This window comes from Rhodococcus sp. NPDC057014, from assembly GCF_042673295.1.
Classification (GTDB): domain Bacteria; phylum Actinomycetota; class Actinomycetes; order Mycobacteriales; family Mycobacteriaceae; genus Rhodococcus_F.
Window position 1 is genome coordinate 1 of record NZ_JBHUSF010000027.1, and the last position, 24,501, is coordinate 24,501.

The 24,501-nt window shown below is 68.9% G+C and carries 21 protein-coding genes; 8 read left to right on the plus strand and 13 right to left on the minus strand.

Annotated features, from left to right (window positions below; all coding sequences use genetic code 11):
- Positions 1 to 132: 132 nt before the first annotated feature.
- Positions 133 to 1,752 carry a PucR family transcriptional regulator gene (locus ACFTZB_RS08485; protein ID WP_378431049.1) on the minus strand — a complete coding sequence of 540 codons (1,620 nt, stop codon included), beginning with the start codon at positions 1,750 to 1,752 and terminating at the stop codon, positions 133 to 135.
- A 141-nt stretch (positions 1,753 to 1,893) separates the two neighbouring features.
- On the opposite strand from ACFTZB_RS08485, the gene ACFTZB_RS08490 reads away from it, so the two are divergent.
- Positions 1,894 to 2,268, plus strand: coding sequence for a UBP-type zinc finger domain-containing protein (locus ACFTZB_RS08490; RefSeq protein WP_072946961.1), 375 nt, complete (start codon positions 1,894 to 1,896; stop codon positions 2,266 to 2,268).
- On the opposite strand, the gene ACFTZB_RS08495 is transcribed toward ACFTZB_RS08490, so the two are convergent.
- On the minus strand, positions 2,234 to 3,007 hold the full coding sequence (locus tag ACFTZB_RS08495; protein ID WP_378431050.1) for an SWIM zinc finger family protein: 774 nt from the start codon (positions 3,005 to 3,007) through the stop codon (positions 2,234 to 2,236). The genes ACFTZB_RS08490 and ACFTZB_RS08495 overlap by 35 nt on opposite strands.
- Positions 3,004 to 5,805 carry a DEAD/DEAH box helicase gene (locus ACFTZB_RS08500; protein ID WP_378431051.1) on the minus strand — a complete coding sequence of 934 codons (2,802 nt, stop codon included), beginning with the start codon at positions 5,803 to 5,805 and terminating at the stop codon, positions 3,004 to 3,006. The genes ACFTZB_RS08495 and ACFTZB_RS08500 overlap by 4 nt, the downstream gene beginning before the upstream one ends.
- Before the next feature lie 89 nt (positions 5,806 to 5,894).
- Here ACFTZB_RS08500 and ACFTZB_RS08505 point away from each other — a divergent pair, with 89 nt between their 5' ends.
- A complete protein-coding gene (locus tag ACFTZB_RS08505; protein WP_378431052.1) occupies positions 5,895 to 6,677 on the plus strand; it encodes a TetR/AcrR family transcriptional regulator in 783 nt (260 codons plus the stop codon).
- Here ACFTZB_RS08505 and ACFTZB_RS08510 read toward each other — a convergent pair.
- The gene (locus tag ACFTZB_RS08510) at positions 6,624 to 8,225 is read right to left on the minus strand and encodes an adenylate/guanylate cyclase domain-containing protein (protein ID WP_378431054.1); all 1,602 of its coding nucleotides are present in this window, start codon (positions 8,223 to 8,225) and stop codon (positions 6,624 to 6,626) included. The two genes, ACFTZB_RS08505 and ACFTZB_RS08510, sit on opposite strands and share 54 nt — an antisense overlap.
- 36 nt (positions 8,226 to 8,261) lie before the next feature.
- Between ACFTZB_RS08510 and nucS the strand changes: the two genes are divergently transcribed.
- Together nucS and ACFTZB_RS08520 are read left to right on the plus strand one after the other, a co-directional pair.
- Positions 8,262 to 8,936, plus strand: coding sequence for an endonuclease NucS (nucS, locus tag ACFTZB_RS08515; RefSeq protein WP_378431056.1), 675 nt, complete (start codon positions 8,262 to 8,264; stop codon positions 8,934 to 8,936).
- 17 nt (positions 8,937 to 8,953) lie between these two features.
- Positions 8,954 to 9,274, plus strand: a complete 321-nt coding sequence (locus ACFTZB_RS08520; RefSeq protein WP_378431057.1) for an ATP/GTP-binding protein — start codon at positions 8,954 to 8,956, stop codon at positions 9,272 to 9,274.
- Here ACFTZB_RS08520 and ACFTZB_RS08525 read toward each other — a convergent pair.
- Positions 9,271 to 10,371, minus strand: coding sequence for a hypothetical protein (locus tag ACFTZB_RS08525; RefSeq protein ID WP_378431059.1), 1,101 nt, complete (start codon positions 10,369 to 10,371; stop codon positions 9,271 to 9,273). The genes ACFTZB_RS08520 and ACFTZB_RS08525 overlap by 4 nt on opposite strands.
- A 68-nt stretch (positions 10,372 to 10,439) precedes the next feature.
- On the minus strand, positions 10,440 to 10,913 hold the full coding sequence (mce, locus tag ACFTZB_RS08530) for a methylmalonyl-CoA epimerase (protein ID WP_378431060.1): 474 nt from the start codon (positions 10,911 to 10,913) through the stop codon (positions 10,440 to 10,442).
- Between the two features lie 94 nt (positions 10,914 to 11,007).
- On the opposite strand from mce, the gene ACFTZB_RS08535 reads away from it, so the two are divergent.
- The 3 genes from ACFTZB_RS08535 (at position 11,008) to ACFTZB_RS08545 (ending at position 13,672) form a co-directional block, all read left to right on the plus strand.
- Positions 11,008 to 12,201, plus strand: a complete 1,194-nt coding sequence (locus ACFTZB_RS08535; RefSeq protein ID WP_378431061.1) for an acetyl-CoA C-acetyltransferase — start codon at positions 11,008 to 11,010, stop codon at positions 12,199 to 12,201.
- Positions 12,202 to 12,264: 63 nt separating this feature from the next.
- A complete protein-coding gene (locus ACFTZB_RS08540) occupies positions 12,265 to 12,636 on the plus strand; it encodes a DUF3817 domain-containing protein (protein ID WP_378431062.1) in 372 nt (123 codons plus the stop codon).
- 118 nt (positions 12,637 to 12,754) lie between these two features.
- The gene (locus ACFTZB_RS08545) at positions 12,755 to 13,672 is read left to right on the plus strand and encodes a tetratricopeptide repeat protein (protein ID WP_378431064.1); all 918 of its coding nucleotides are present in this window, start codon (positions 12,755 to 12,757) and stop codon (positions 13,670 to 13,672) included.
- Positions 13,673 to 13,726: 54 nt separating this feature from the next.
- Here the strand turns inward: ACFTZB_RS08545 and ACFTZB_RS08550 are convergent, their stop codons facing one another.
- Genes ACFTZB_RS08550 through ACFTZB_RS08565 form a run of 4 tightly spaced genes read right to left on the minus strand, consistent with a single transcriptional unit; the run spans position 13,727 to position 17,900 of the window.
- Positions 13,727 to 15,040 (minus strand): MFS transporter, encoded by a 1,314-nt coding sequence (locus ACFTZB_RS08550; RefSeq protein ID WP_378431065.1) that lies wholly within the window; start codon positions 15,038 to 15,040, stop codon positions 13,727 to 13,729.
- A 20-nt stretch (positions 15,041 to 15,060) separates the two neighbouring features.
- Complete coding sequence (gene dgoD, locus ACFTZB_RS08555) at positions 15,061 to 16,209, minus strand: galactonate dehydratase (protein ID WP_378431066.1); 1,149 nt, start codon at positions 16,207 to 16,209, stop codon at positions 15,061 to 15,063.
- 54 nt (positions 16,210 to 16,263) lie between these two features.
- Positions 16,264 to 16,890 carry a 2-dehydro-3-deoxy-6-phosphogalactonate aldolase gene (locus ACFTZB_RS08560; RefSeq protein ID WP_378431067.1) on the minus strand — a complete coding sequence of 209 codons (627 nt, stop codon included), beginning with the start codon at positions 16,888 to 16,890 and terminating at the stop codon, positions 16,264 to 16,266.
- Positions 16,887 to 17,900 (minus strand): 2-dehydro-3-deoxygalactonokinase, encoded by a 1,014-nt coding sequence (locus ACFTZB_RS08565; RefSeq protein WP_378431068.1) that lies wholly within the window; start codon positions 17,898 to 17,900, stop codon positions 16,887 to 16,889. Before ACFTZB_RS08565 ends, ACFTZB_RS08560 begins: the two co-directional genes overlap by 4 nt.
- A gap of 51 nt (positions 17,901 to 17,951) precedes the next feature.
- On the opposite strand from ACFTZB_RS08565, the gene ACFTZB_RS08570 reads away from it, so the two are divergent.
- Positions 17,952 to 18,743: an IclR family transcriptional regulator gene (locus ACFTZB_RS08570; RefSeq protein WP_378431070.1), complete on the plus strand. Its 792-nt coding sequence runs from the start codon at positions 17,952 to 17,954 to the stop codon at positions 18,741 to 18,743.
- A gap of 12 nt (positions 18,744 to 18,755) precedes the next feature.
- On the opposite strand, the gene ACFTZB_RS08575 is transcribed toward ACFTZB_RS08570, so the two are convergent.
- The 3 genes from ACFTZB_RS08575 to ACFTZB_RS08585 are packed head-to-tail and all read right to left on the minus strand — an operon-like array spanning position 18,756 to position 24,440.
- Positions 18,756 to 20,207, minus strand: a complete 1,452-nt coding sequence (locus ACFTZB_RS08575; RefSeq protein WP_378431099.1) for a neutral zinc metallopeptidase — start codon at positions 20,205 to 20,207, stop codon at positions 18,756 to 18,758.
- A gap of 16 nt (positions 20,208 to 20,223) precedes the next feature.
- Entirely contained in the window at positions 20,224 to 22,422 is a 2,199-nt protein-coding gene (gene glgB, locus ACFTZB_RS08580; protein WP_378431071.1) for a 1,4-alpha-glucan branching protein GlgB, read from the minus strand.
- Positions 22,422 to 24,440 (minus strand): maltotransferase domain-containing protein, encoded by a 2,019-nt coding sequence (locus tag ACFTZB_RS08585; RefSeq protein ID WP_378431072.1) that lies wholly within the window; start codon positions 24,438 to 24,440, stop codon positions 22,422 to 22,424. Before ACFTZB_RS08585 ends, glgB begins: the two co-directional genes overlap by 1 nt.
- Positions 24,441 to 24,501: the final 61 nt, after the last annotated feature.

The window sequence follows — 24,501 nt, forward strand, 5'->3', positions numbered from 1 at the left end:
GCACCCGACAGGGTGTGGGAGAGTAGGACACCGCCGAACATCCGTTACCGAAAGCCCCCCAACACTTGTTGGGGGGCTTTCGGCATTCCCGGAACAGTTCTGCCGACGGCAGCCGTTGCCGCGCATGCCGTTTCACCCCGGTGCACCGCCGGACAGGACCTGCAGTGCCCGCGACGCCAGATGAAGATTCAGGCGTGTGTCCACACTGCGGAGGTCACGGCCGGTCAGTTCGTGGATGCGGGACATGCGGTACCGCAGGGTGCTGCGGTGGATCCGAAGGGCCTGCGCGGTCTCGTCGTATTTGCCACCGCATTCGAGGTATTGGGCGAGGGTGGCCGTCATCGTGCTGCGGTGTTCCCGGTCGTAGTTGAGCAGGGGGCCCAGCCATTCCTGCACGAATGCCTCGACATCTCCGGTGCTGCTGTGTGAGTCGAGAATGCGGTAGACGCCGAGTTCGTCGAACAGTGCCACGCCGCGAGGGGAGTTCGACTGTTTCCGGATTTCGAGGGCGCGCACAGCGTGGGTGTAGGAGTCGGGGAGTGTGCTGGGAGAGGTGCATTCGGATCCGACCCCGACGACGCCGATCGCGGGGCCGAGTGACTTCTCCAGTGCTGCGAAGACTGTGTTCACGTCCGTCTTCGCGTCCATGACCGCGGCGAGGACACCGGTTCGGTGCTCGTTGCCGTGAACGAGGAGCGCCGACGAGTCGGTGGCCGTCAGGTGGCGACGGAACGCTTCCGTGACGGACTCGACCGATGTGTCCGAACCCCAGTGGACGACCAGGACGCGCTGCGGTGTGTGCAGGTCGTAGCCGAGAGCGTCGGCCCGCGAGTAGGCGCTGTCGTCGTCGGTGCCGGCAAGAAGGTCGGCTCCCAGGTCGCGGCTCAGCCGTGCCTCCGTCTCGGCGAGCGACCTGCGGTGTGCCATGTCGACGGCGAGCATCGTCGCGGCGTGCTCGAGTGCGACGGTGTCGAGATCGGTGGCGCGGTGATCCGGGTCGGACAGGTACAGGACACCGAGAAGTGTCCGGCCGGGCCGGACCACCTGCACGATCCGGTTGTCGTCCCGCAGCGGACGCCCCTCCATCGCGGCCCGGCGTAGGACGTCGACCCGGTTTCCACCGCCGACCTTGCGGTACCGCGGTGTCGGGCCCGACGTGTCCGGCCCCGACCGGACGCGAAGGTTGCCGAACGCGTCCTCGATCCCGACGGCGAGTCCGGTCACGTCGTGGAGGGTCTCGGCGATGGCGGTTTCGTCGGCGCCGCTCGCAGCGAGTCGCCCGAACGTGCGGTGGATCTTCGCCTCCTCCTCGAGTCGCGCGGCCCTCGTGCCGATCGCGGTGATCTCGTCCGTGACCTCGCGCAGTTGACGTTCCTGGGTGGCGGCCCGGGAGCGGAGCGACGCGGCGCGCAGGGCCGACCCCGTGTGCTGAATCAACAATTCGAGGAGCGTCGCCTGCACCGGCGTCGGCGGATAGTCGGCCCGCAGTGTCAGCGACACCGGCCGGGACCACGAATCGTCGAGCAGCACGCGGTGTCGCCAGACGTCGTCGTCGGGGACGTCGCCCGTCAGGACGGTCACGGGTTCGACCGAGAAGGGGCCGAGTTCGGGGAGGGCCTCGGCGAGCAGGGACAGGATCTCGTCCCGATTCCCGCAGTCGTGCATGTGTGCGGTGACGGCCAGCACCGCCGACAGGTTCGTGGCCCGCGGGGTGTGATCCACCCTCGGGTCTGGGGCTGCATCCAGATCCATGGCATGGAACTACCCCGTTTTGCGCCGTCGAAACCGGGACGCTGTCCGGTGGGGCCGGATTTCGGAGGATTCTTTCGTTCCGCCGTGACCATGTGGCGAGACGGATCAGCCGCCAATCTTGGTAACTGAGGGGTGGCACTTATGACCCAATCCAATAACTGGCACGATCCCGATCTGAACATGATTCGCGATGTCGTCGCGCACACGTCGGACGGGTGCGAGGGCTGTCTCGCACTCGGTACCCGCTGGGAGCACCTGATGTTGTGCCTGACGTGCGGCTATGTCGGATGCAGCGACGGATCACCGATGCGGCACGCGCGACATCACGCGGAACGCAGCGGTCATCCGATCGTCCAGTCGCTCCATGCGGGGGACAACTGGCGCTGGTGCTTCGTGCACGACGTCCAGATCTGCACGCCGTATCCGGCGACCGGGGCCCGGGTGGTCGCACCCAGCCTGGTGCCCGGGCCGGCGGACGACCTCAGACATGGTCTCCGTATCGCGAAATCGCAGTGACGATCGCTGACCAGACCGCGTCGGCCCGAACTTCGGCGGGAGCGTCGTCGAGCCAGCACGGCCGGATCGGTGTTCCGCCGGGGCACGGCGGCGCCGGAAGCGGTCCGGGCACTGCGGCGTAGGCGTCCGCCGCCGGCACGGGGACGCACGCGTCGTCGAAGGACGACAAGGACGTCTCCGGGTACGCGCCGTGCCTGCGTTGCAGAATCTCCTGTCCGTCGCGTCCGCGGAGCAGGAAGAAGAGAAGCGGGTCGTCGTCGAGAATCCATGCGGCCTGATACAGCACCGCGGCGGCGTGGCGGCACGGCACGTCCCACTCCTCGCAGGTGCACGTCGCGTCGGCGTCGAACATCGACGGAATCAGTGACACGTCGACGGCCGCAAGATCCTCGTCCAGTTCGCGGGGAAGAATCCCACTCGACAACTGGGCGACGTGACCGCTCCGCGCCGCGAGGGTCGCGAGCACCTCGCCCCACTGGCGCTCGTCCAATGGGGCAACCCGTATCCGCACGTGCAGGCTCTCGTCGTCGGTGTGCACGTCCGCGGACACGAGGCCCGGCGCGAACGTGAGCGGACCGACCAGTCCGCCACGGGCAAAGGCGCGTCCGCGTTTCAGCGTGTCCGAGTCGAGCGCGGCCTGCTCGACGTCGTCGACCCAGCGCTGCGCCCACCAGGTCCTGCCGCGGGTGCGGCGGCCCTTCTGCACGGGGAAGCGGGGATGCGTGACGGCGTCGGTCACAGGTCACCTCCGAAGTCGTAGTCGGGGCTCAGGGCCACCAGCCGGGCGAGTTCGCCGTCGGTCAGCTCGCTGAAGGCGTCGGCTCCGTGCGACAGGACCGAGTCGGCGAGTTGCCGCTTGGACGCGAGCATGGCGGCGATGCGTTCCTCGATGGTTCCCGCGGTGACGAGCCGGTGCACGACAACCGGGTGCGTCTGGCCGATGCGGTACGCACGATCGGTGGCTTGATCTTCGACCGCCGGGTTCCACCAGCGGTCGAAGTGGACGACGTGATCGGCCCGGGTGAGGTTCAACCCGGTGCCTGCGGCCTTGAGGGACAGGACGAGGACGGGGATGTCGCCGTTCTGGAAGCGTTCGACGAGATCCTCCCGGGCCGCGACGGATGTGCCCCCGTGCAGGAACTCGCACGCGACCCCGCGCGTCGTCAGGTGCCGACGGAGCAGTCGTCCCATCGTGGTGAAGTGGGTGAACACGAGCGAACGCCCGCCCTCCGACAGGTTGGTGTCGATCAGCTCGTCGAGCAGACCGATCTTGTGAGAACGGCCGCCGAGCGCGGCGTGCTCCTGGCCGAGGTACTGGGCGGGGTGATTGCAGATCTGCTTGAGACCGGTCAGCAGCGACACGATGCTGCCGCGCCTCCCGATGCCCTCGCTCGTCGCGATCCGCTCCATGGCCTCGCGGACGAGCGCCTCGTACATGCCGGCCTGCTCCGGGGTGAGGGTGACGTCGAGGTCGATCTCGGTCTTCGGTGGAAGCTCGGGTGCGATCCCCGGATCCGACTTTCTGCGCCGGAGGACGAAGGGTGAGATCAATGCCGCCAATTCCGCCGCGCGGTCGGGCCCGGCCATCTCGGACAAGCCGTCGTAGCGGCGCCGGAACTGCGCGTAGGGGCCGAGGAGACCAGGCGTGACACCGTCGAGGATCGACCAGAGGTCGCTGAGCCGGTTCTCCACCGGCGTGCCGGTGAGGGCGACGCGCGCCTGTCCCGGAATCGTCCGCAGCGCCAGCGTCACGGCAGCGGCCCGGTTCTTCAGATGCTGGGCCTCGTCTGCGACGACCAGACCCCACTTCGAACCGGCGAGAACTTCGCAGTCGAGCCGCATCGTCGCATATGTGGTGAGGACGACGGTGTCGCTGCCCTCCTCGACCGTCTCGGCGGGAGACCGGCGTCTCGGACCGTGGTGGACGAGGATACCGGTGCCCGGTGCGAAACGCTCGATCTCCCGCCGCCAGTTCCCCAGCAGGGACGCGGGACAGACCACGAGTGTGGGTCCTGCCGTGTCCGGGCCCTGCTGACGGTGCAGGTGAAGCGCGATGAGGGTCAACGTCTTTCCCAGTCCCATGTCGTCGGCGAGGCAGGCGCCCAGGCCCCGTGACGTGAGGCCGGCAAGCCAGCGGAAGCCGGCCAGCTGGTAGTCCCGCAACTGCGCGCGCAGGGCAGCGGGAACCGGCACGGCCTCCGGATTCCCGTCCGACAGCTCCCGCGCCACCGCCGCGGCCGCGCCGTAGGAGTCGACGCGGACGTCGTCCTCGCCGCGCCTGACCCGGCCGGTCAGCGCGGCCCGCAGAGCGTCGACTGCCGTCATGGTTCCGGTCCGCCGCAGGAGGGTCTTTCGAATCGTCTCCGAGTCCGCGACGACGTACCGGTTGCGCAATTTCACGACTGCCCGCTTCGCCGACGCGAGTTCTTCCATCTCCTCGCGCGTGAGCACGTCTTCGCCCACGGCGACGCGCCAGTCGAAGTGGAAGGCGCGGTCGCCGCCGAAAGTGGCTGCGCCCTCGCGGGATCCGGGGTCGCCGAGGATGATGCGGGTCGACGTCTGGGCGACGAGTTCGCGCGGCCAGTGGATCTGGACGCCGCGCTCGCGCAACCGGCGGCCGGGGTCCCCGGCGAGGGAGGCCAGGTCGTCGTCCTCGAGCCGGATGCGGTTCGGCGCTTCCACCCGCAACAGATCTTCGAGGGGAGCCCAGTCCTCGGCTGCCCGCCGGAGGGCGCCGAGAACCTCGATCCGAGGGTCGGAAGCGAACGCGGATTCGGCGAGCGCCGGATGCCGCCACAGGTCGACGGCGTCGCACACCACTCCGGGCCGCGCGACGCCGTGCACCTGGACCGTGGCGTCGAATTCGCTGTCCGAGAGATCCACCGCGCCGGGATCGACGGGGTCGATCCGCAACGACAGCGCGATCGCCTCGGGTGCCAGGGCGTCCGCCCACGCCTGCAGTTCGAGGGAGGGTTCGGCATCCCAGGCCAGGTAGGGTCCGGCATCGGTGGGCGAGCCGAGTCGCGGGACGGTGTCGACGACCGCGGTGAGGAAGGCGCGCAGGACGTCCGCGGCGGCGGGGAGACGAACTCCCTCGGCAGGCGGATGCTCGAGAGGGATAGCGCGCGCCTCCGGCGGAAGCGCGGCGGTCAGCTGACTCAGGTGCGATACGTCCTCGTCGTCGAGGGAGCCGAGCCGCCAGGCGTCGCGGCCGTTCGGTGTGACCGAGGGGAGGACCTTGCCCGCTCCGAGGTAGCCGAGGGCGGTGTGAGCGGCGGCGGCCCAGAATGCGACCGATCGGTGGGTCGTGTCGCCGGGTGCCGGCGAGAGCAGCATCGGCAAGGCATCGGCGAGGCGAACGTTCTGCGTCGGAACGCTGTTCACCGCTCTGCCGGTGAAGACCCGGGTGCGGGAATCGGCACTCGGGGGCAGCGGGCAGTCCGGCGAGTCGCTCCAGAACACCAGGCGGGAGTCGCGGGGAGGATCGGCGGGGACGAACGTGGCCGCGTGGCTGGCGAGTGTGGGCTCTACTGTCACTGCTGCGCCTTTCGCCTGATTTACGGTACGCCGTACGTCAACGAGGGATCGGCCGGAATTGTTCCCGGGTGCCGTGGGAAGATCTCGGCATGGGTACAAGCGCGACACCGGAGAGCGGCCCCGCCCGCACCATGGAGTTGCTGTGGGGTGGCGGCAGCACGCCGGTCTCGCGTCCCCGCAACGGCAAGCCCGGCCTGACACTCGACCGGATCGTCGAGGCCGCCGTCTCCGTCGCGGATACGGAAGGGCTGGATGCCGTCTCCATGCGCCGGCTGGCAGCCGAACTCGGCGTCGGCGCGATGTCGCTGTACACGCACGTTCCGGGGAAGACGGAACTGGTGGAGGTGATGCTCGACCGGGCGCTGTCCACACTCGACCCGGGCGACGACACGGACGCGGGGTGGCGGGAGCGTCTCACGGCCGCCGCGCACGACTACTTCCAACTGCTGTGCGCCCACCCGTGGATGCTCGGAGTCGTCGCGCTGAGCCGGCCGGTCCTCGGGCCCGGCGGGATGGCCAAGTACGAGCGGGAATTACGCGCGGTCGAGGGGCTGGGACTGCCGGACCTCGACATGGACTCCGTCGTCACACTCCTCGACAGTTTCGTCGCGGGCGCAGCGCGGGCGGCGGTGGACACGGCCGCGCTCGCCGCCCGGGGTGAGGCGGACAGCGAGTGGTGGCACAGCGTCGCGCCGCATTTCGAGAAGGTCTTCGACCCCGAGCGGTTTCCGCTCGCCGCCCGGGTCGGGGCTGCGGCAGGGGCGCATCACAACGCGGCGTTCTCTCCCGCCCACGCCTTTGAATTCGGGCTCGCCCGGCTACTCGACGGAGTCGGCGCCCTCATCGTCGGCGGCGGAACCGGCGGGGAGTAGTTCCGCGGGAACGGCGAGCGTGGTCGGCTCCAGGCGTCCGCGCAGGGTCACGGTGTCGGTGCATCGCCACCGCGCGCCTTCGTCCTCCGATGCCGCGTCGATCGCCCGCTCGGACGCGACGACGTGTCCGGGAACATTCTTGGCGAGCTCGGACAACCGCGCCGCCTCGTTGACCGGATCGCCGATCACCGTGTACTCGAAACGTTCGTGGGCGCCGATGTTTCCGGCCACGGCGCGACCGGCCGCCACCCCGATTCCCGCATCGCATTCCGGAACCTCGGAGGTGAGCCGTTCGCGGAGGACCCGGGCAGCGGACAGGGCCGCACCCGTGTGGTTCTCGAGCGGCATCGGTGCCCCGAAGATGGCCAGTGCGGCGTCGCCCTCGAATTTGTTGACGAACCCGCCCCGCCGGTCGACCTCGTCGACGACCACGTCGAAGAACCGGTTGAGCAGATCCACGACCTCGGCCGGTGACCGGGTGGCCGCGATCGTGGTGGACCCGATGATGTCGACGAACAGCACCGCCACGTCGCGTTCCTCCCCGCCGAGTTCGGGGTTGTGCCGAAGCGCCTGCGACGCCACGTCCTGCCCGACGTGCCGCCCGAAGAGGTCGCGGATCCGCTCGCGTTCGCGCAGTCCCTCGACCATCCGATTGAACCCGGTCTGCAGCGCGCCGAGTTCGGTGCCGTCGTACACGACGACCTCGGCATCGAGATCGCCGTCGGCCACCTTCGCCATGCCCTGCGCCACCGAGCGGATGGGCGCCTCGGTGGCGCGCACACTGATCACCACCAGAAGCAGACCGAACAGCAGGATCACACCACCGAGCGCGAGGATCGACACCGCGAGGCTGGTCGGGCTCGCCGGACGGATGAAACTGAAGATCCCGATGAGCATCAGGCCCAGCACCGGAACGCCCGTCCCGAGGATCCACGCCAGCGCCGTGCGGCCGGTGATGCCGAGCGTGCGGCGGGGTTGCGGTCCGTCGGATCCCAGGGCGCGGGCGGCGACGGGCCGGAGCGCGAACTCCGTCAGCAGGTAGCAGAACGCGCAGACCGTGATGCCGGCCATCGCGATCGTGAACGCGACCTTCGGGATGGTCTGGGGATCGATGAGGCCGTACAGCGTCGTGAAGAAGACCAATCCGATGCACCACAGCGCCGCCTGGACGCGAGTCAGGCGCCACGGGGCGCGGAACGCCGCCGACCGGTCGTGGTCGGTGGGCACGTCGTCCTCCGTCGCCCATCGCAGATCCGACACCAGTCGCTTGGTGCCCCAGGTCACGCCGATCAGCACCGCGCACAGCACGAACACCGGCACCGCCACGAAATTGGCGATCGCGAACTCGCCCGACCACACACTCGGCCCGGGCACGACGACGCTGATGAGCAGGCAGGTGATCACCGCACCGACGAGATTGGTGAACACCAGTGGGGCGGTCAGCAGCAACTGGACACGGATCCGGCGCCGGCGGGGACTCTCGTCCGGCGATCCGAGCAACCACGACCCCAGCGGGGCGACGGATCGGCGAGGGCTGCGCATAGTCATTCGAGACTAGTCGGCACGATCCCTTAGGGTGGGCGGGTGCGCCTAGTGATTGCCAGATGCCGAGTCGACTACGTAGGCCGTTTGACGGCACATCTGCCCACCGCTCGCCGCCTGTTGTTGATCAAGGCCGACGGTTCGGTGAGCATCCACGCCGACGACCGCGCCTACAAGCCGCTGAACTGGATGAGCCCGCCGTGCTGGCTCGTCGAGGACTCCGTCGAGGACGCCGAAGCCCTGTGGGTGGTGACGAACAAGGCCGGTGAGGAACTGCGGATCACCATCGAGGAGATCGAGCACGACTCCCGGCACGAACTCGGGGTCGACCCCGGGCTCGTCAAGGACGGCGTCGAAGCGCACCTGCAGGAGTTGCTCGCCGAACACGTGGAAACTCTCGGCAGCGGCTACACACTCGTCCGGCGGGAATACATGACGGCCATCGGTCCCGTCGACCTGCTGTGCCGGAACGCCGACGGCGCGTCCGTCGCCGTGGAGATCAAGCGCCGCGGCGACATCGACGGTGTCGAGCAACTCACGCGGTACCTCGAATTGCTCAACCGCGATCCGCTGCTCGCACCGGTGAGCGGCGTCTTCGCCGCCCAGCAGATCAAGCCGCAGGCCAAAACCCTTGCCACGGACCGCGGAATCCGGTGCCTGGTGCTCGACTACGAAGCGCTGCGCGGCACCGAGAGCACCGAGTTCCGGCTCTTCTGAAGGCCTAGGCTGAATCCGTGCCCCGTCGTAAACCGAAGAACACGCGCCGCAGTGCGCCCCAGGACAATTCCGAGGGCTCGCTGTTCGGTAGCGCGCTGATGCGTCAGGAATCCGGTCCCGCGGGCGACGCGGACGAGAGCTACATCGTCCGCACGATCCCCGGGGCCCGGGCGACCAAGTCGTACCGGTGCCCGGGCTGCGATCACGACATCCGGCCGGGTGTCGCCCACCTCGTCACCTGGCCCGCCGAGTACGGCGGGGCCGAGGACCGGCGGCACTGGCACACCGGGTGCTGGTCGGGACGCAGCACCCGGGGCCTCACCCGCAGGTGGTCCTAGCTTCCGGTCTTCACCGTTCGCTGACCCGCAGGCCGGTTCGCCGGGGTCTTCTCGACGGTGGAGAGTACCGCGGTGTCCTCGTCCGAGTTGTCCGTCTCGTCCTCGGACTTCTTCCCTGACGCGTTCGACCCGGACTCGCCCGACTGGGTCTTGCGGTCCGCTGCGCCGTTCGGTGCCGACTTGCTGTTCGGGTTCTCGTTCGGGCGCTTCTCGGACTTCTGCGCCGCGGTGTCGGGCTGGGCGTCGAGGAGTTCACTCTCCCGGTTGACCGACGCCAGCATGGCGGGAACCGAATCGAGCTGCCCCCGTATGCCCAAGAGCTGAGCCAGGATCCGGCCGCGGAGCACGCGAAGCTCTTCCGCGAGTTCCTTGGCGTGGGCGATCTTGCGCTCCGACTGGTCGGTGGCCGCCTGCAGTCTGCGCTCCGCCTCGTGCGTGGCGTCCGCGAGACGACGATGCGCCTCGGCCTTGCTGGTGGACTCGAGCTCGTTCACCGCCGTGATCGTCTTCTGGCGGCGCTCGGACATCGCGAGGTCGAAGTCCTCCTGCACCTGGGAGCGGCGCAGTTCGGCCTCGGCGGCGAGGCGGTCGCGCTCGGACTGCGCGGCCTCGACGATCTTCGCCGCCTCCGTGCGGGCCTTCGCCATGGTCTGCTCGTGCTGAATCTCGAGCGCGCTGCGGCGGTCTTCGAGTTCCGCGACCAGCGACTCGTACTGGCCGCGGAGCTGCGCGCCTTCCTGCTCGGCGACGGAGATCATCTCGGCGGCGTCGGCCTCGGCCTTCGCGCGCACCTCGGACGCCTCGTCCGACGCGAGCCGGAGCATGCGCGAGATGCGGTCGCTCATCCCCTCCGCGGTGGTCGGCGGAACCGACAGGCGGTCGACGTCCTTGCGGAGATCGTCGATCTCGTCCCGCGCGTCGTCGAGTTGCTTGGCGAGATCCCGCGCCTGCGCCGCCGCGGCGTCGCGGTCGGCGGCAGTGACGCGGAGCTCGGCGTCGAATCGCTCGAAGTAGTTGCGTACCTCGTCCCGGTCGAATCCCTTACGCACGGTGGAGAAGGGAAGGGGGATCGAACCACGGTCCTGCTCGTTTACCATGGCCGCCAATCTACCTGGGCAAAGTAGAACTTGTCTCTGCGCCTGGTACCCGGCGGCCGGTCACAGCTCTAGTGGGTCGCCGACGGCTCGACCAGCTCGACGAGAACTCCGCCCGCGTCCTTCGGGTGGACGAAGTTGATGCGCGAGTCGGCGGTTCCGCGGCGGGGTGCGTCGTACAGCAGCCGGACGCCGCGCTCGCGCAGCTGGGCGGAGATGGCGTCGATGTCGGTGACGCGGTACGCCAGCTGCTGGAGACCGGGACCGCTGCGATCGATGAACTTGGCGATGGTCGAGTTCTCGTTCAACGGCGCGAGAAGCTGCAGCGCGGTGCTGCCCGCGGGAGCGCCGACGACGCTCAGCATCGCTTCGCGCACGCCCTGCTCCTCGTTCACCTCTTCGTGTGTCGACACCATGCCGAGGTGCTCGGAGTACCACGCGATGGCGGCGTCGAGGTCGGGAACGGCGATGCCGATGTGGTCGATGGCGGTCACCAGATCCGAGGACAGCGGCGACGTGGGCTGGGTGGGGGAGGACTGTGTCATGGTCCCGACGTTAGCGCTACCGTTTCGGTAGTTCTCGTCGGGATGTGACTTCCGTCGCCCGGCACCCGCCCATTCGTCTCACGCGGAGGAAATCGTGACCAGTTCTGTGATCGTCGCCGGAGCCCGGACCCCGATGGGCCGGTTGCTGGGTTCGTTGAAGGATGTGTCGGGTTCCGATCTGGGTGGGGTGGCGATTCGCGGTGCGCTGGAGAAGGCGGGCGTCGCCCCCGAACAGGTCGAATACGTGATCATGGGCCAGGTGCTCACGGCGGGGGCCGGTCAGATCCCGGCGAGGCAGGCCGCCGTGGCCGCCGGGATCGGGATGGACGTGCCCGCGCTGACGATCAACAAGGTGTGCCTGTCGGGGATCGACGCGATCGCGTTGGCGGATCAGCTGATCCGGGCCGGCGAGTTCGACGTCGTCGTCGCCGGCGGCCAGGAGTCGATGTCGCGTGCCCCGCACCTGCTGGAGAAGTCGCGGGAGGGGTTCAAGTACGGCGACGTCACGATGCGCGACCACATGGCCTTCGACGGGTTGTATGACATCTTCACCGATCAGGCGATGGGCAGCCTGACGGAGGCGAAGAACGCGGAGGACGGGCAGCGGATCAGCCGGGAGGAGCAGGACGCGTTCGCGGCGTCGTCCCACCAGAAGGCGGCGCGCGCCTGGAAGGACGGCGTCTTCGACGACGAGGTGGTACCCGTTCCGGTGCCGCAGCGCAAGGGCGATCCCGTGCTCGTCGGCTCCGACGAGGGCGTGCGGGGCGACACGACCGCCGAGTCCCTGGCCCGGTTGCGGCCGGCGTTCAGCAAGGACGGCACCGTCACCGCCGGGTCGGCGTCGCAGATCTCGGACGGCGCGGCCGCCGTCGTCGTGATGAGCAAGGCGAAGGCTCAGGAGCTGGGGCTGTCGTGGATTGCGGAGATCGGCGCGCACGGGGTGGTGGCGGGACCGGATTCGACGCTGCAGTCACAGCCGGCGCGGGCCATCGCGAAGGCGTGCGCCAAGGAAGGGATCGACCCGAAGGACCTGGACCTGGTGGAGATCAACGAGGCCTTCGCGGCGGTCGGGATCGCGTCGACGCGGGAGCTGGGTCTGGATCCGGAAATCGTGAACGTCAACGGCGGCGCGATCGCGATGGGGCATCCGCTGGGGATGTCGGGTGCGCGGATCGCGCTGCATCTGGCTCTCGAGTTGCGCCGTCGCGGCGGCGGCGTGGGCGCGGCGGCGCTGTGCGGCGGAGGCGGTCAGGGTGACGCCCTGATCGTCCGCGTCCCCACGGCGTGACCTACGACGGTCCGTGGTGGTGTCCCTCACACCACTACGGACCGTCGTAGATGGTCGGGCACAATGGTCGGCATGGCGAACGTCTTCGATCTCAGCACCACGGCCAAGCGCTTCCGATTTGTCGCAATTCTGGAGGCATTCACCTGGCTCGGCCTCCTCATCGGCATGGCCTTCAAGTACCTGCCCGCCGACGGCAACGAGATCGGCGTGAAGATCTTCGGCCCCATCCACGGTGGCGTCTTCGTCCTGTACCTGCTCGTCTCGCTGTGGACCGCGCGCAAGCTGAGCTGGAACCTGGTCACCGTCTTCTGGGCGCTCGTCGCCAGCGTCCCGCCGTTCGGCACCGTCGTGTTCGAGCTCTGGGCGGTCCGCACCGGCCGCATGGCCGAACTGTCCCGGACCAGCGCGGCGAAGAGCGAACCGTCGCTCGTCTGACCGAGGCCGCTGTTGGCGCGGCCCGCATTCCGGCGCACGCTCGAATCGTGACAAACTGGTGGACGTGACTCGACCAGGTTCTCGTCCGTCAGCGCGTTCCTCAGCAGTGGCCGCAGCCATGAGCGGAGCAGTCGATCTCTCCGCCCTCAAGGAGCGTGCGGCCGCTCCGCCCCCGCCTGCGCCCGCACCCTCCGGGGACGGCGCCGCCCCGGCCGCCCCCGGCGGCACCGGCCTCGCACCCGTCATCGACGTCACCGAGGCGACGTTCGAGGCGGAGGTCCTCGTCCGGTCCCAGCAGGTCCCGGTCGTCGTGGACCTGTGGGCCACCTGGTGCGAGCCGTGCAAACAACTCTCACCCCTGCTCGAGAAGCTGGCACACGAGGCCGGTGGCACCTGGGTGCTCGCCAAGGTCGACGTCGACGCCAACCCGCGCATCGCGCAGGCCTTCGGCGTCCAGTCCGTCCCGACCGTCGTCGCCATCGCCGGCGGCCAACCACTCGCCGACTTCCAGGGCGCCCAGCCCGAACCGCAACTGCGTCAGTGGCTCGCCGCGGTCCAGCAGGCGACCGCCGGAAAGCTGTCCGGGCCGCCCGCCGGCAACGGCGACGCGGACGAGCCCGAGCCGGAGGACCCGCGATTCGTCGCGGCCGAGGCGGCGCTCGACGAGGGCGACCTGGCGGCGGCCGAGGCCGAGTTCCAGAAGATCCTCGACGAGGAACCGGCCAACGCGGAGGCGCAGGGCGCGATCCGTCAGGTCCGCTTCCTCGCCCGCGTGCAATCCGTCGACCCCGGTGCCGTCGCCGCGGCGGACGCCGCCCCGGCCGACATCGACGCCCAGCTGCAGGCCGCGGACGTCGAGCTCTACTCCCAGGCCCCCGACGCGGCGTTCGCCCGCCTCATCGGGGTCGTCGCCCGCAGCGCCGGTGACGACAAGACCCGGGTTCGGACCCGTCTGCTGGAGTTGTTCGAACTGTTCGACCCGGCCGAGCCGGTCGTCATGACCGCACGCCGGAAACTCGCCGCGGCCCTGTACTGACGAGCACACCGGGGTGGGTGCGTTCGGCGCTCACCCCGGTGTGCTCGACATCGATCAGCTGCGGACACGCTCCACCCGTCCGACCAGGAACACGTAGGACGCGATCCCGACCGCGGTCACCACGGTCATGTAGACGAATCCCGGAGCGAAGCTGTCGTCGGTGACGAGCAACCCGATGACGATGGGCGTGGCGATCGACGACAGGTTGCCGATGAAGTTGAACATTCCGCCGGTCAGTCCGAGCAGCCGTTCCGGTGCGAGTGCCGACACCAGCGACCACGTGATCGAGGCGAGTCCGTTGCCGAAGAAGGCGATGGACAGGAACACGATCACCATCGCGGTGGAGTCGGTGAAATTCGCGCCGATCATCGCGACAGTCAGCAGCAGTCCGACGATGATCGGACCCTTCCGGGCGACTCCGAGTGAAATCCCCTTGCGCAGCAAGAAGTCCGAGAACACCCCGGAGAACAGCACACCGACGAGCGCTGCGACGAACGGCAGCGAGGCGAGGAATCCGGACTTGATGTAGTCCATGCCCCGGTACTCGACGAGGTAGGTGGGGAACCAGGTGAGGAAGAACCACAGCGTCGACGCGAGGCAGAACTGCCCCAGGTAGATGCCCCACAGCTTGCGCCTGCCGAGGACCGTCGCGACGTCGTTGCGGGTCACGGCCGGGCGTTCCGGTTGCTGCTCGTCCACGAGGTCGACGAGTCCGCCGCCGTCGCGGATCAGGTCGATCTCGGCGTCGTTCGCGCGGGAGTCGCGCGGCTCGCGATAGAACGCGTACCAGATGGCGCCCCACACCGCTCCGACCGTTCCGGTCACGATGAACACCCAGTGCCAGGACAGCACGGACTGCAGCCAGGACAGGAACGGGGTGAGCAGGGCCAGTCCGATGAACTGTCCGGACGTGTAGAAGCCGATCACCGTCGCCCGTTCGCGCTCGGGGTACCAGGCCGTCGCGACGCGGTTGTTGATCGGATACGCGGGCGCCTCGAACACGCCGACCAGCAGTCGCAACGCGATGAGCGCCACGAATCCGCCGATGACACCCATGAATGCGGTCGCCACCGACCACAGGATGAGGCACGCGGGGTAGAGCACTCTCGGGGGTATCCGGTCGACGAGCCAGCCGCCGGGGATCTGCAGCGCCGCGTACGTCCAGCCGAACGCGGACAGCAACAGACCCTGCTGAGCCTTGGAGAGGTCCATCTCGTCCGCGATCGCGGGCATCGCGATCGACAGGTTCGCCCGGTCCATGTAGTTGATGACCACGGTCACGAACAGCATGACGGCGATGAGCACACGCGCCTTCGACGCCTGCGCCGCGACCGACGTGGAGCGGCCGATCTTCTGGGTCTGCACCATGTCCTTCACCACTCCTGCCCTCACCACTCCGCGAACGATCCGTCGCTGTGACGCCACACCGGGTTGCGCCAGCGGTGGCCCTCAGCCGCTCGTTCGATCACGTACTCCTCGTTCACCTCGATGCCCAGGCCCGGTCCGGTCGGGATGCGGACCTGACCGTCCGCGTAGGTGAACACCGACGGGTCGACGAGGTAGTCGAGGAGATCGTTCGACGTGTTGTAGTGGATGCCGAGGCTCTGCTCCTGGATGGTCGCGTTGTAGCAGCCCGCGTCGATCTGCAGGCACGTGGCCAGGGCGATCGGTCCGAGCGGACAGTGCAGGGCGAGCGCCACGTCGTACGCCTCGGCCATGTGCGCGATCTTCCGGGCCTCGGTGATGCCGCCGCAGTGCGACGGGTCGGGCTGGATGATGTCGACGGCCCCGGACGCGAGAACGGACTTGAAATCCCACCGGGAGAACAATCTCTCACCCAATGCGATCGGGATCGGCGACTGCCGGAGCACGTCGACGAAACCGTCCACGTGCTCGGAGAGCACGGGTTCCTCCACGAACATCAGCCGGAACGGTTCGAGTTCCTTCAGCAGCACCTTGGCCATCGGCTTGTGTACCCGGCCGTGGAAGTCGACGCCGATGCCGATGTTCGGGCCCACGGCGTCGCGCACCGCGGCGACGTTGGCGAGACACCGGTCCACCTTGTCCCAGGAGTCCAGGTACTGCAGTTCCTCCGTGCCGTTCATCTTCACCGCGGTGAAACCACGGTCGACGACCTCGCGCGCCGCCTTCGCGGTGTCGGCGGGACGGTCGCCGCCGATCCAGGAGTAGACCTTGATCCGGTCCCGGACCCGGCCGCCGAGAAGTTCGTACGCCGGCACGCCGAGTGCCTTGCCCTTGATGTCCCACAGGGCCTGGTCGATACCGGCGAGCGCGCTCATGTGGATACCGCCGCCGCGGTAGAACCCGGACCGGTACATGACCGTCCACAGATCCTCGATCTGCGTCGGATCCTGCCCGATCAGGTAGTCCGACAGTTCCTCCACCGCGGCGGCGACGGACGCCGCCCGGCCCTCGAGCACCGGCTCACCCCAGCCGACCACGCCGTCGTCCGTCTCGATCCGCAGGAACAGCCACCGTGGGGGCACGGCGTACGTGGTGAGTGACTTGATCTTCATGGAGTCCTCCTGTGCGGGGCCGTGGTGGTGGCCCCGGTCGTCGTCGGTGTCGGTTCAGGCGGCGTCGGCCGACCAGATGTTCATCAAGGTGTGGGCGCGGTCGCGGACGATGCCGGCGCTGTCGCCGGGCCGGTAGAGGCAGGTGCCGAGTCCCGCGCCGCCCGCGCCTGCGGCGGCCCACTCGGCGAGGTTGGTCCGGTCGACGCCGCCGACGGGCAGCAGTTCGACCTCCGCGGGGAGGACGGCCCGCCACGCCCGCATCCCCGCTGTCCCGACCGAGTCGGCGGGGAACAGTTTGATGCTGCGCGCGCCCGCACCCACCGCGCTGAACGCCTCGGTGGGGGTGGCCGCTCCCGGGTACGGGTGCAGGTTCCGGGCGACGGCAGCGCCGATGACCTCGACGTCGCTGTTGGGGGAGACGATGATCCGGGAGCCGGCCGCCTCGGAGCGGATCACGTCGTCGACGGTGAGGACGGTGCCGGCGCCCACGACGCAGACGTCGCCGACGGCCGTCGCCAACCGCTCGATCGACTCGAACGGCTGCGGGGAGTTCAGGGGGACCTCGATGGTCGTGAAACCGGCGTCGACGAGGGCGGAACCGACAGCGACGACCTCTTCCGGGGTGATGCCACGCAGAATGGCGATCAATCCGGTGGTCGTCGTGGTGGCAGAGGTACTCACAGGGTCTCCTTCTCGGGATTCGTGGATGGTTCCGGGTCGAGCAGTCCCGCGTCGATCGCCACGCGCCACAAACCCTGCGCGGCCGCCTCCTCGGCGACGATGTCGGCGGCCACGCCGTGGACGTGCAGTCCCGCCGCGTAGCGTCGGCAGAGGTCGGCGTTGCCGCACAGCAGGATTCGGTGTCCGGCGGCGGCGTGGAGGGGCAGGAGGTGCCGGACCTCGTCGGCGATGATCACGCCGGAGACGTAGTCGGGAAGCGACGCCGGATCGAGGAGTCCGTCGAGGACGAGCGCCCGTGCCCCGAACAGTTCCGCGGGCAATCCGCGCGACGGCACCGACGTTCCCGTTTCGAGGCCGCGACCGAACGCGGCGTCGTCTCGCACCCCGGTGGTTGCGGTGCGGCCGAGGATGCCGTGCTGCATCACCAGGCCGTACAACTCGCCGGACATCGCCGTGGCGAACGCGACGATCTTGTGGTCCTCGACGCGTGCCCACTTGCTGTGCGTTCCGGGGAGCACGATGGTCAGCGGACCGTCGGTGGCCGAGAGCATGCCCAGGGCCCCGATGATCTGCGTCTCCTCGCCCCTCATCACGTCGCCGGGCACAGAACCGTCGGCGGCGGAGGCGACGCGCAGTCCGGGCACGAGGTGCAGCACTCCGCGAGGGTGGGGGACCGTCGTCAGGTCGCCGGCGCCGATGGTGAGATCGGTCGGGGTCGTCAGGTAGCCGGCCTCACGCCAGCCCTGGGCGCTGCCCACCATGCCGCACGCGATCGCGGGGAGATCGGGGGCGGCCGCGATCCAGTCGCCGCAGGCCTCGTCGAACGCGGCCTCGTAGGCGCGGGTGCGCGATTCCGGGTCGTCTCCGGTGGTGCCGAGCAGTCCGAAGTCGGGTCTGCGAACGTCCAGAATGCGGCCGCCGTCGCCGAGGAGCCAGGCGCGCTGCGAAGACGTGCCCCAGTCGAGGGCGATCAGGCGCGGTGGTGAGGTGTCGGGGGTGTTCTGGATCACGCGAACTACTATCGGACTCGAATCCCATAATGACGAACATGGTCCCTATATGTGGGACAGTGGGGTGTGGCCGAACCGACGAACGACATTCCCCCCGGCACCCAGACGCTGGCCCGTGGGCTCGCAGTCATCCGTGCCGTCTCCGACGGCGCGCAGGATCTCCGCGCGGTCGTCGACCGCACCGGGCTGGGGCGCAGCACCGCGCACCGGCTCGTGCAGTTGCTGGTCCACGAGGGCTATCTGCGCAGCGGCAGCCGCGGGTACACCCTCGGCCCGACGCTGATCGAACTCGGTTTCAAGGCCCTCCACGGCAACCCGCTGCCCGTGGTCGCGCGCCCGATCCTCGAGGAGCTGTCGGCGCACGTGCACGACACCGTGCACCTGGCGGTCGAGGACGGTGGCTCGGTGCTGTACCTGGACAAGCTGCCCGGATCGCGCGGCGCCGAAATGCGCTCGCGCATCGGTCACCGCATGCCGCTGACCCGCGCAGGGGTCGGGAAGGCCCTGCTGCTCGACTCGGCCGAGCGCTGGGATGCGCTGTACGAGAGCGACGCCGCGCAGGCTCCGCGACCACCGGCGCGCGGACACGGCGGGCAGGCCGGCTTCCGCAAGCGGATGGAGGACTACGCGCGGATCGGGGCGGCCATGGACCTCGAGGACAACGAACCCGGAATCCGCTGCGTCGCGGCCCCGGTGCGGGACGCGTCGTGCGTGATCGTCGGCGCGATCAGTGTGTCGGCCACCAGTCCGTACATGCCCGACGAGCGGATGCGCGGCCTCGTGCCGGTGGTCTGCCGGGCCGCCGGGCGGATCTCCGCGGCCCTCGGCTATCGGGAGACCTGAGCCGGCGACCGGTCAGCGGTACCGGCCCTCGCAGGCCTGCTCGCCTCCGAGCACGCCGGTGCGGAAGGCGTCGACCCGGGAGAACCCGCTCGGCACGGTCTCCCCGTTCACGTCACTGGCGGCGAGTCCGTCGGTGAGCAGCCCCGAAACCGCCTCGTCGAGGTCGCCGGGGGACAACCACACGCTGCCCTCCTCCAGGGTGGCCGGACTGGCCGGGCTCAGCGCGCTGGTGACGACGCCGGACAGGCAGGCGGCCCGCAGCGCGGTCTGCGGTGAGTGCAGATCGTCGCCTCGGTCCCGTTGCAACGCCAGGGTGTACCGCGAGGCGAGCAGGACGTACGCGTTGTAGTCGCCGGTGAGCTTGGTCTGGAACAGTTCACGACGGCCCGGGCGCCCCGGTGTGCCGCGTTCGGCGAGGGCGTCGACACTGACCCCGATCGTGTTGGTTGCCGGGCAGTACGACACCGGTTCCGTCACGTCGGCGTCCGCGCAGTCGAGGTCGGCGCCGTCGAGTTGCAGCGTGGGCGGATCGCTGAGATCGAAGATCTGCTGGAACGACGTGAAGAACGCCTCGACGGACTCGTCGGTGACGGGAAGTTCGCCGTCGTCGCTGTCGTCGGCGAACCGCTGTGGCAGATCCGCGCGCCGCGAGTCGATCTCCTTCTCGTCGATGCGCGTGCAGGCTGCCGGGCCGTCGGTGAACCCGATCTGGGTGGCGGTGACCCGTTCGAACGCCGAGCCGTGCACGTTGTCCGGATCGTTGGGGTCGGTGTCACCGATCGCCACCGCCGATGCCAGGACCTTGTTCAGCCCGTCCGACGTGTTCAGCGTGAAATGGGGTGCCTTGTCCTCCGCGATGTGCCGCATGAACGCCCCCGCGAAACAGTCGGCCTGCTGTTCCCGCACGATGCCGCCGCCCACGTTCTCGTCGGCGATTCCCGCCTTCGTCTGGACGGCGTGCCCGTACTCGTGCGCCAGCACGAAGACGGCGGCGACGATGCCGAACTTCTCCACGACCTCCGGCAGCAGCAGCGCCCGGTCCCAGCCGATGGTGTGGTCGGTGCTGCAGTAGCCGGCGTTGAGGAGTTCCTCGGTGCTGTCTCCGCAGAACCGGGGGCCGTCGGAATCCCGCGGATCCCAGGAGATCAGCTCCTCCACCGGCTCGAACGTGCGCTGGAACAGCGCCGGGAACTCGGTACGCCAGTAACTCTCGATGTCGCTCACCGCGTTGGCGGCCATCGTGTCGATCTCACCGCCGTCGGTGCCGGTGACGGGGAGGTCGGCGTCGGGTGCGCCCTTGCGGGCACCGCTCGGACCCGACGTGGCATCGAGCCCCGCCACCTTGAACGGATCGTCGTAGATGGACGCGGCCTCACCGTCCACCGAACGCGCGCACCCCGACAGCACGACCGCGGTCGCGGCCAGAACACCCACGCTCGCAGCCCACAGCCGACGTCGGATCAGCAAGGCCGTGCCTTCATCAACGCTCCAGACTCATCCAGATCGCGCCGTTCGCGGGCAGTGCCACCTCTGCCGAGGCGGGACGGCCGTGCCACGGCTGCGAAGTTGCCGTCACCGCACCGAGATTTCCCCAACCCGACCCTGCGTAGACCTCGGCGTCGGTGTTGAGAATTTCACGCCATTCGCCCCGTTCTGGCAAGCCCACACGATAATTCGCGTGCGCGGAACCCGAGAAATTGAACAGGCACGCCAGAATCGACCCGTCGGTTCCGTAACGCAGGAAGCTCAGGACGTTGTTCGCGGTGTCGTTGGCGTCGATCCAGGAGAACCCGCCCGGTGAGGTGTCGAGCGTCCACAACGCCGGGTGCTCGCGGTACGTGGCGTTGAGGTCGTGGACGAGCCGGAGCAGACCACGGTGGAAGCCGCCGGTGTACGGGTCGTCGAGCTGATACCAGTCGAGTCCGCGTTCCTCGGACCACTCTGCGGTCTGCCCGAACTCCTGACCCATGAACAGCAGTTGCTTGCCGGGATGCGACCACATGTACGCCAGCAGGGCCCGCACGCCGGCGGCCTTCGACCAGTCGTCGCCGGGCATCCGCGTCCACAGCGTGCCCTTGCCGTGCACCACCTCGTCGTGGCTGATGGGGAGCAGATAGTTCTCGCTCCACGCGTACATCAGGGAGAACGTGATCTCGTGATGGTGATAGCTGCGGTGGACGGGATCGTGCGCCAGGAACCCGAGGGTGTCGTGCATCCACCCCATGTTCCATTTCATGTTGAAACCGAGACCGCCGACGTTGGTCGCGCGGGTGACACCCGGCCACGCCGTCGACTCCTCGGCGATGGTGACGACCCCGCGGTGCTGCTTGTGGACCGTGGCATTGGTCTCCTGCAGAAACGCGACCGCCTCCAGGTTCTCCCGGCCGCCGTGGATGTTCGGTGTCCAGCCGCCCTCCGGCCGCGAATAGTCGAGGTACAGCATCGACGCGACCGCGTCGACGCGCAGACCGTCCACGTGGAACTCGTCGAGCCAGAACAGCGCGTTGGCGACGAGGAAGTTGCGGACCTCGCGCCGCCCGAAATCGAACACGTACGTTCCCCAGTCGAGTTGCTCGCCGCGCTGGGGATCGCTGTGCTCGTAGAGCGGCGTGCCGTCGAACCGGGCCAGCGCCCACTCGTCCTTGGGGAAGTGGGCGGGCACCCAGTCGACGATGACGCCGATGCCCGCGGCGTGCAGGTGGTCGACGAACCACCGGAAGTCGTCGGGGGATCCGAACCGTGACGTGGGCGCGTAGTACGACGTCACCTGGTATCCCCAGGACCCGCCGAACGGGTGCTCGGCGACCGGCAGCAGTTCGACGTGTGTGAACCCCGTCTCCGTGACGTGGGCGGCGAGTTGCTCGGCCATCTCGCGGTAGTTCAGCCCGGGCCGCCACGAACCGAGGTGCACTTCGTACACGCTCATCGGGGACTGCGCGGGCTCGGTGGCGGCCCGCTGCGCCAGCCACTCGGCATCGTTCCATTCGTACGTGCTGACCGACACCCGGGACGCGGTCGCGGGCGGGACCTCCGTCGCGAAGGCCATGGGGTCGGCCTTGTCGCGCACACTGCCGTCGGGGCCGTGCACCCGGAACTTGTACAGGTCGCCGACCTCGATTCCGGGGACGAACAACTCCCACACCCCGGTCGACCCGAGCACGCGCATCGGGAAGTTCCGGCCACTCCACCCGTCGAAATCACCGATCACGCTCACCCCGCGGGCATTGGGAGCCCACACGGCGAACGACGTGCCGGTGACGGTGCCGTCGGGGGTGTCGTAGCGGCGTCGGTGCGCGCCGAGGATCTCCCACAGCCGCTCGTGCCTGCCCTCACCGAACAGGTGCAGGTCGAGTTCGCCGAGCGTGGGCAGGAATCGGTAGCCGTCGGCGGAGACGTCGTTGTGACCCCCCGGCCACGTCGTGGACAGCCGGTAGTCCATCAGGTCCCGGTACGGCACCAGCGCGCCCCACACACCGTGCGCGAGGTGTTCCAGCGAGAAACTCGTCCCGCCGATGACGGCGTCGACCGCCTCGGCGTAGGGGCGTAGCACGCGGATCACCGTTCCCTCGGGATGCGGGTGCGCGCCCAGGATCGAGTGCGGGTTGTGGTGCTCACCCCGGGCCAGCAGGTCGAGGTCGGCGGCGTCGGGTGCGATGGCGACAGGCGGTTCGACGGTCACTATGTACCTCCGCGGTAGGCCAGTTTCGTTCTGGCCGGATAGGGAATCGACGGTAATGCCAGGATATGGGCCACGGCCCGCCACGGTTCGAGGCGCACGAAGTTGGTCTGCCCCCAGTGATACTGCTCCCCGGTGACCTCGTCGAGCACAGTCAGGTGGTCGTGCCAGTCGCGGCCCAGCGCGGGCATGTCCAGCCACACGTTGCCCTGCTCGGCGCCGTACGGGTTGAGGTTGATCACCGTCAGCACGGCGTCGCCGGTGGTGGCGTCGAACTTGGAGTACGCGATCAGGGCGTCGTTGTCGACGTGATGGAAATGGATGTTGCGCAACTGCTGCAGCGCCGGATGCTGCCTGCGTATCCGGTTGAGCGCGGTGATCCACGGTTCCAGCGACTCGCCGCGGGCGGCCGCTCCCTCGAAGTCACGGGGGCGCAGCTGGTACTTCTCCGAGTCGAGGTACTCCTCACTGCCCGGACGCACCGGAACATGTTCGTACAGTTCGTAACCCGAGTACACGCCCCACGTGGGCGACAGGGTCGCCGCCAGTGCGGCGCGCAGCGCGAACATTCCCGGACCGCCGGTCTGCAGGCTCTCGTGCAGGATGTCCGGAGTGTTGACGAAGAGGTTGGGGCGCGCCTCGTCGGCCTTGGCGGCGATCTCCTTGCCGAACTCCGTCAACTCCCACTTGGCCGTCCGCCACGTGAAATACGTGTACGACTGCGTGAACCCGCGACGGGCCAGACCGTACAGTCGCGCCGGCCGGGTGAACGCCTCGGACAGGAACAGGACGTCCGGATCCGACTTCTTGACCTCGGCGATCAGCCACTCCCAGAAGTCCGCCGGTTTGGTGTGCGGGTTGTCGACCCGGAAGATCTTGACGCCCGCCGCAACCCAGTGGCGCACGACCCGCAGGACCTCCGCGTAGATGCCGTCGCGGTCGTCGTCGAAATTGACCGGGTAGATGTCCTGATACTTCTTCGGCGGGTTCTCGGCGTAGGCGATGGTGCCGTCGGGGAGGACGGTGAACCATTCCGGGTGCTTCTTCGCCCACGGATGGTCCGGTGCGGCCTGCAGGGCCAGGTCGATCGCCACCTCCAGGTTCAGCTTCCGGGCGGCGGCGATGAACGCCGTGAAATCGCGCATCGTCCCGAGTTCGGGATGAATCGCGTCGTGGCCACCCTCGTCCGAGCCGATCGCCCACGGCGACCCGACGTCCTCCGGGCCCGGGGTCAGCGTGTTGTTGGGGCCCTTCCGGTTGATCTTTCCCACCGGGTGGATGGGCGGCAGGTACACCACGTCGAAACCCATCGACGCGATCCGGGGAAGCGCCGCCGCGGACGTCGCGAACGTGCCGTGCCGGGGCTTGCCGTTCTCGTCCCGGCCGCCGGTGGAGCGCGGGAAGAACTCGTACCACGACCCGAACAGCGCCCGCGTGCGGTCGACGAGCACGGTGTGCGCCTCGCTCTTCGTGACCAGTTCGCGCAGCGGATGCGCGCGCAGCAGTTCGGTCACGTCCGATCCGAACGCCGGAGCCACCCGCTCGGAGAGGTGACGGTCGGAACGCAGCGACGCCGCGACCCCGGTCAGCCGTGAGCGGTCCGCGCGGGGGACGCCCTTCGCGGCCCGCTCGAACAACCGCGCCCCGATCTCGAGGTCGTTGGCCAGTTCGGCCGGACCCTGTCCCACCGCCAGCTTCGCCTCGACCGCGTGCCTCCACGTGGTGACCGGGTCGCTCCAGGCCTCGATACGGAACGTCCACAGACCCTCGCCGGTCGGCGTGAAGGAGCCGTCGACGGTGTCGGGCACCGGACCGCTGGTCATGGGAATCCGGAACGTCGCCGAACCGCCCGAAGAAGCGCTGCGCGGCCCCCGCACCGCAAGCGTGGCGGCCACGGCGTCGTGACCTTCGCGCCACACGGTTGCCCGGACGGGAAACACCTCACCCACAACGGCCTTGGCGGGAAAGCGGCCGCACCCGACGTTCGGTTCCACGTCGTCGATTCCGAGTCGACCTGTCACACTGGGCTCCGTTCCATAGCCGGAAGTTGCCGGCGGCTCGTGGGCTGGGCCGCCCGTTCAA

Excerpts from the sequence above, each read along its gene's own strand:
- ACFTZB_RS08485 (WP_378431049.1), bottom strand. The coding sequence starts at position 1,752 with ATGGATCTGGATGCAGCCCCAGACCCGAGGGTGGATCACACCCCGCGG.
- ACFTZB_RS08490 (WP_072946961.1), top strand. The coding sequence starts at position 1,894 with ATGACCCAATCCAATAACTGGCACGATCCCGATCTGAACATGATTCGC.
- ACFTZB_RS08505 (WP_378431052.1), top strand. The coding sequence starts at position 5,895 with ATGGGTACAAGCGCGACACCGGAGAGCGGCCCCGCCCGCACCATGGAG.
- ACFTZB_RS08510 (WP_378431054.1), bottom strand. The coding sequence starts at position 8,225 with ATGACTATGCGCAGCCCTCGCCGATCCGTCGCCCCGCTGGGGTCGTGG.
- ACFTZB_RS08525 (WP_378431059.1), bottom strand. The coding sequence starts at position 10,371 with ATGGTAAACGAGCAGGACCGTGGTTCGATCCCCCTTCCCTTCTCCACC.
- mce (WP_378431060.1), bottom strand. The coding sequence starts at position 10,913 with ATGACACAGTCCTCCCCCACCCAGCCCACGTCGCCGCTGTCCTCGGAT.
- ACFTZB_RS08540 (WP_378431062.1), top strand. The coding sequence starts at position 12,265 with ATGGTCGGCATGGCGAACGTCTTCGATCTCAGCACCACGGCCAAGCGC.
- ACFTZB_RS08545 (WP_378431064.1), top strand. The coding sequence starts at position 12,755 with ATGAGCGGAGCAGTCGATCTCTCCGCCCTCAAGGAGCGTGCGGCCGCT.
- ACFTZB_RS08550 (WP_378431065.1), bottom strand. The coding sequence starts at position 15,040 with ATGGTGCAGACCCAGAAGATCGGCCGCTCCACGTCGGTCGCGGCGCAG.
- dgoD (WP_378431066.1), bottom strand. The coding sequence starts at position 16,209 with ATGAAGATCAAGTCACTCACCACGTACGCCGTGCCCCCACGGTGGCTG.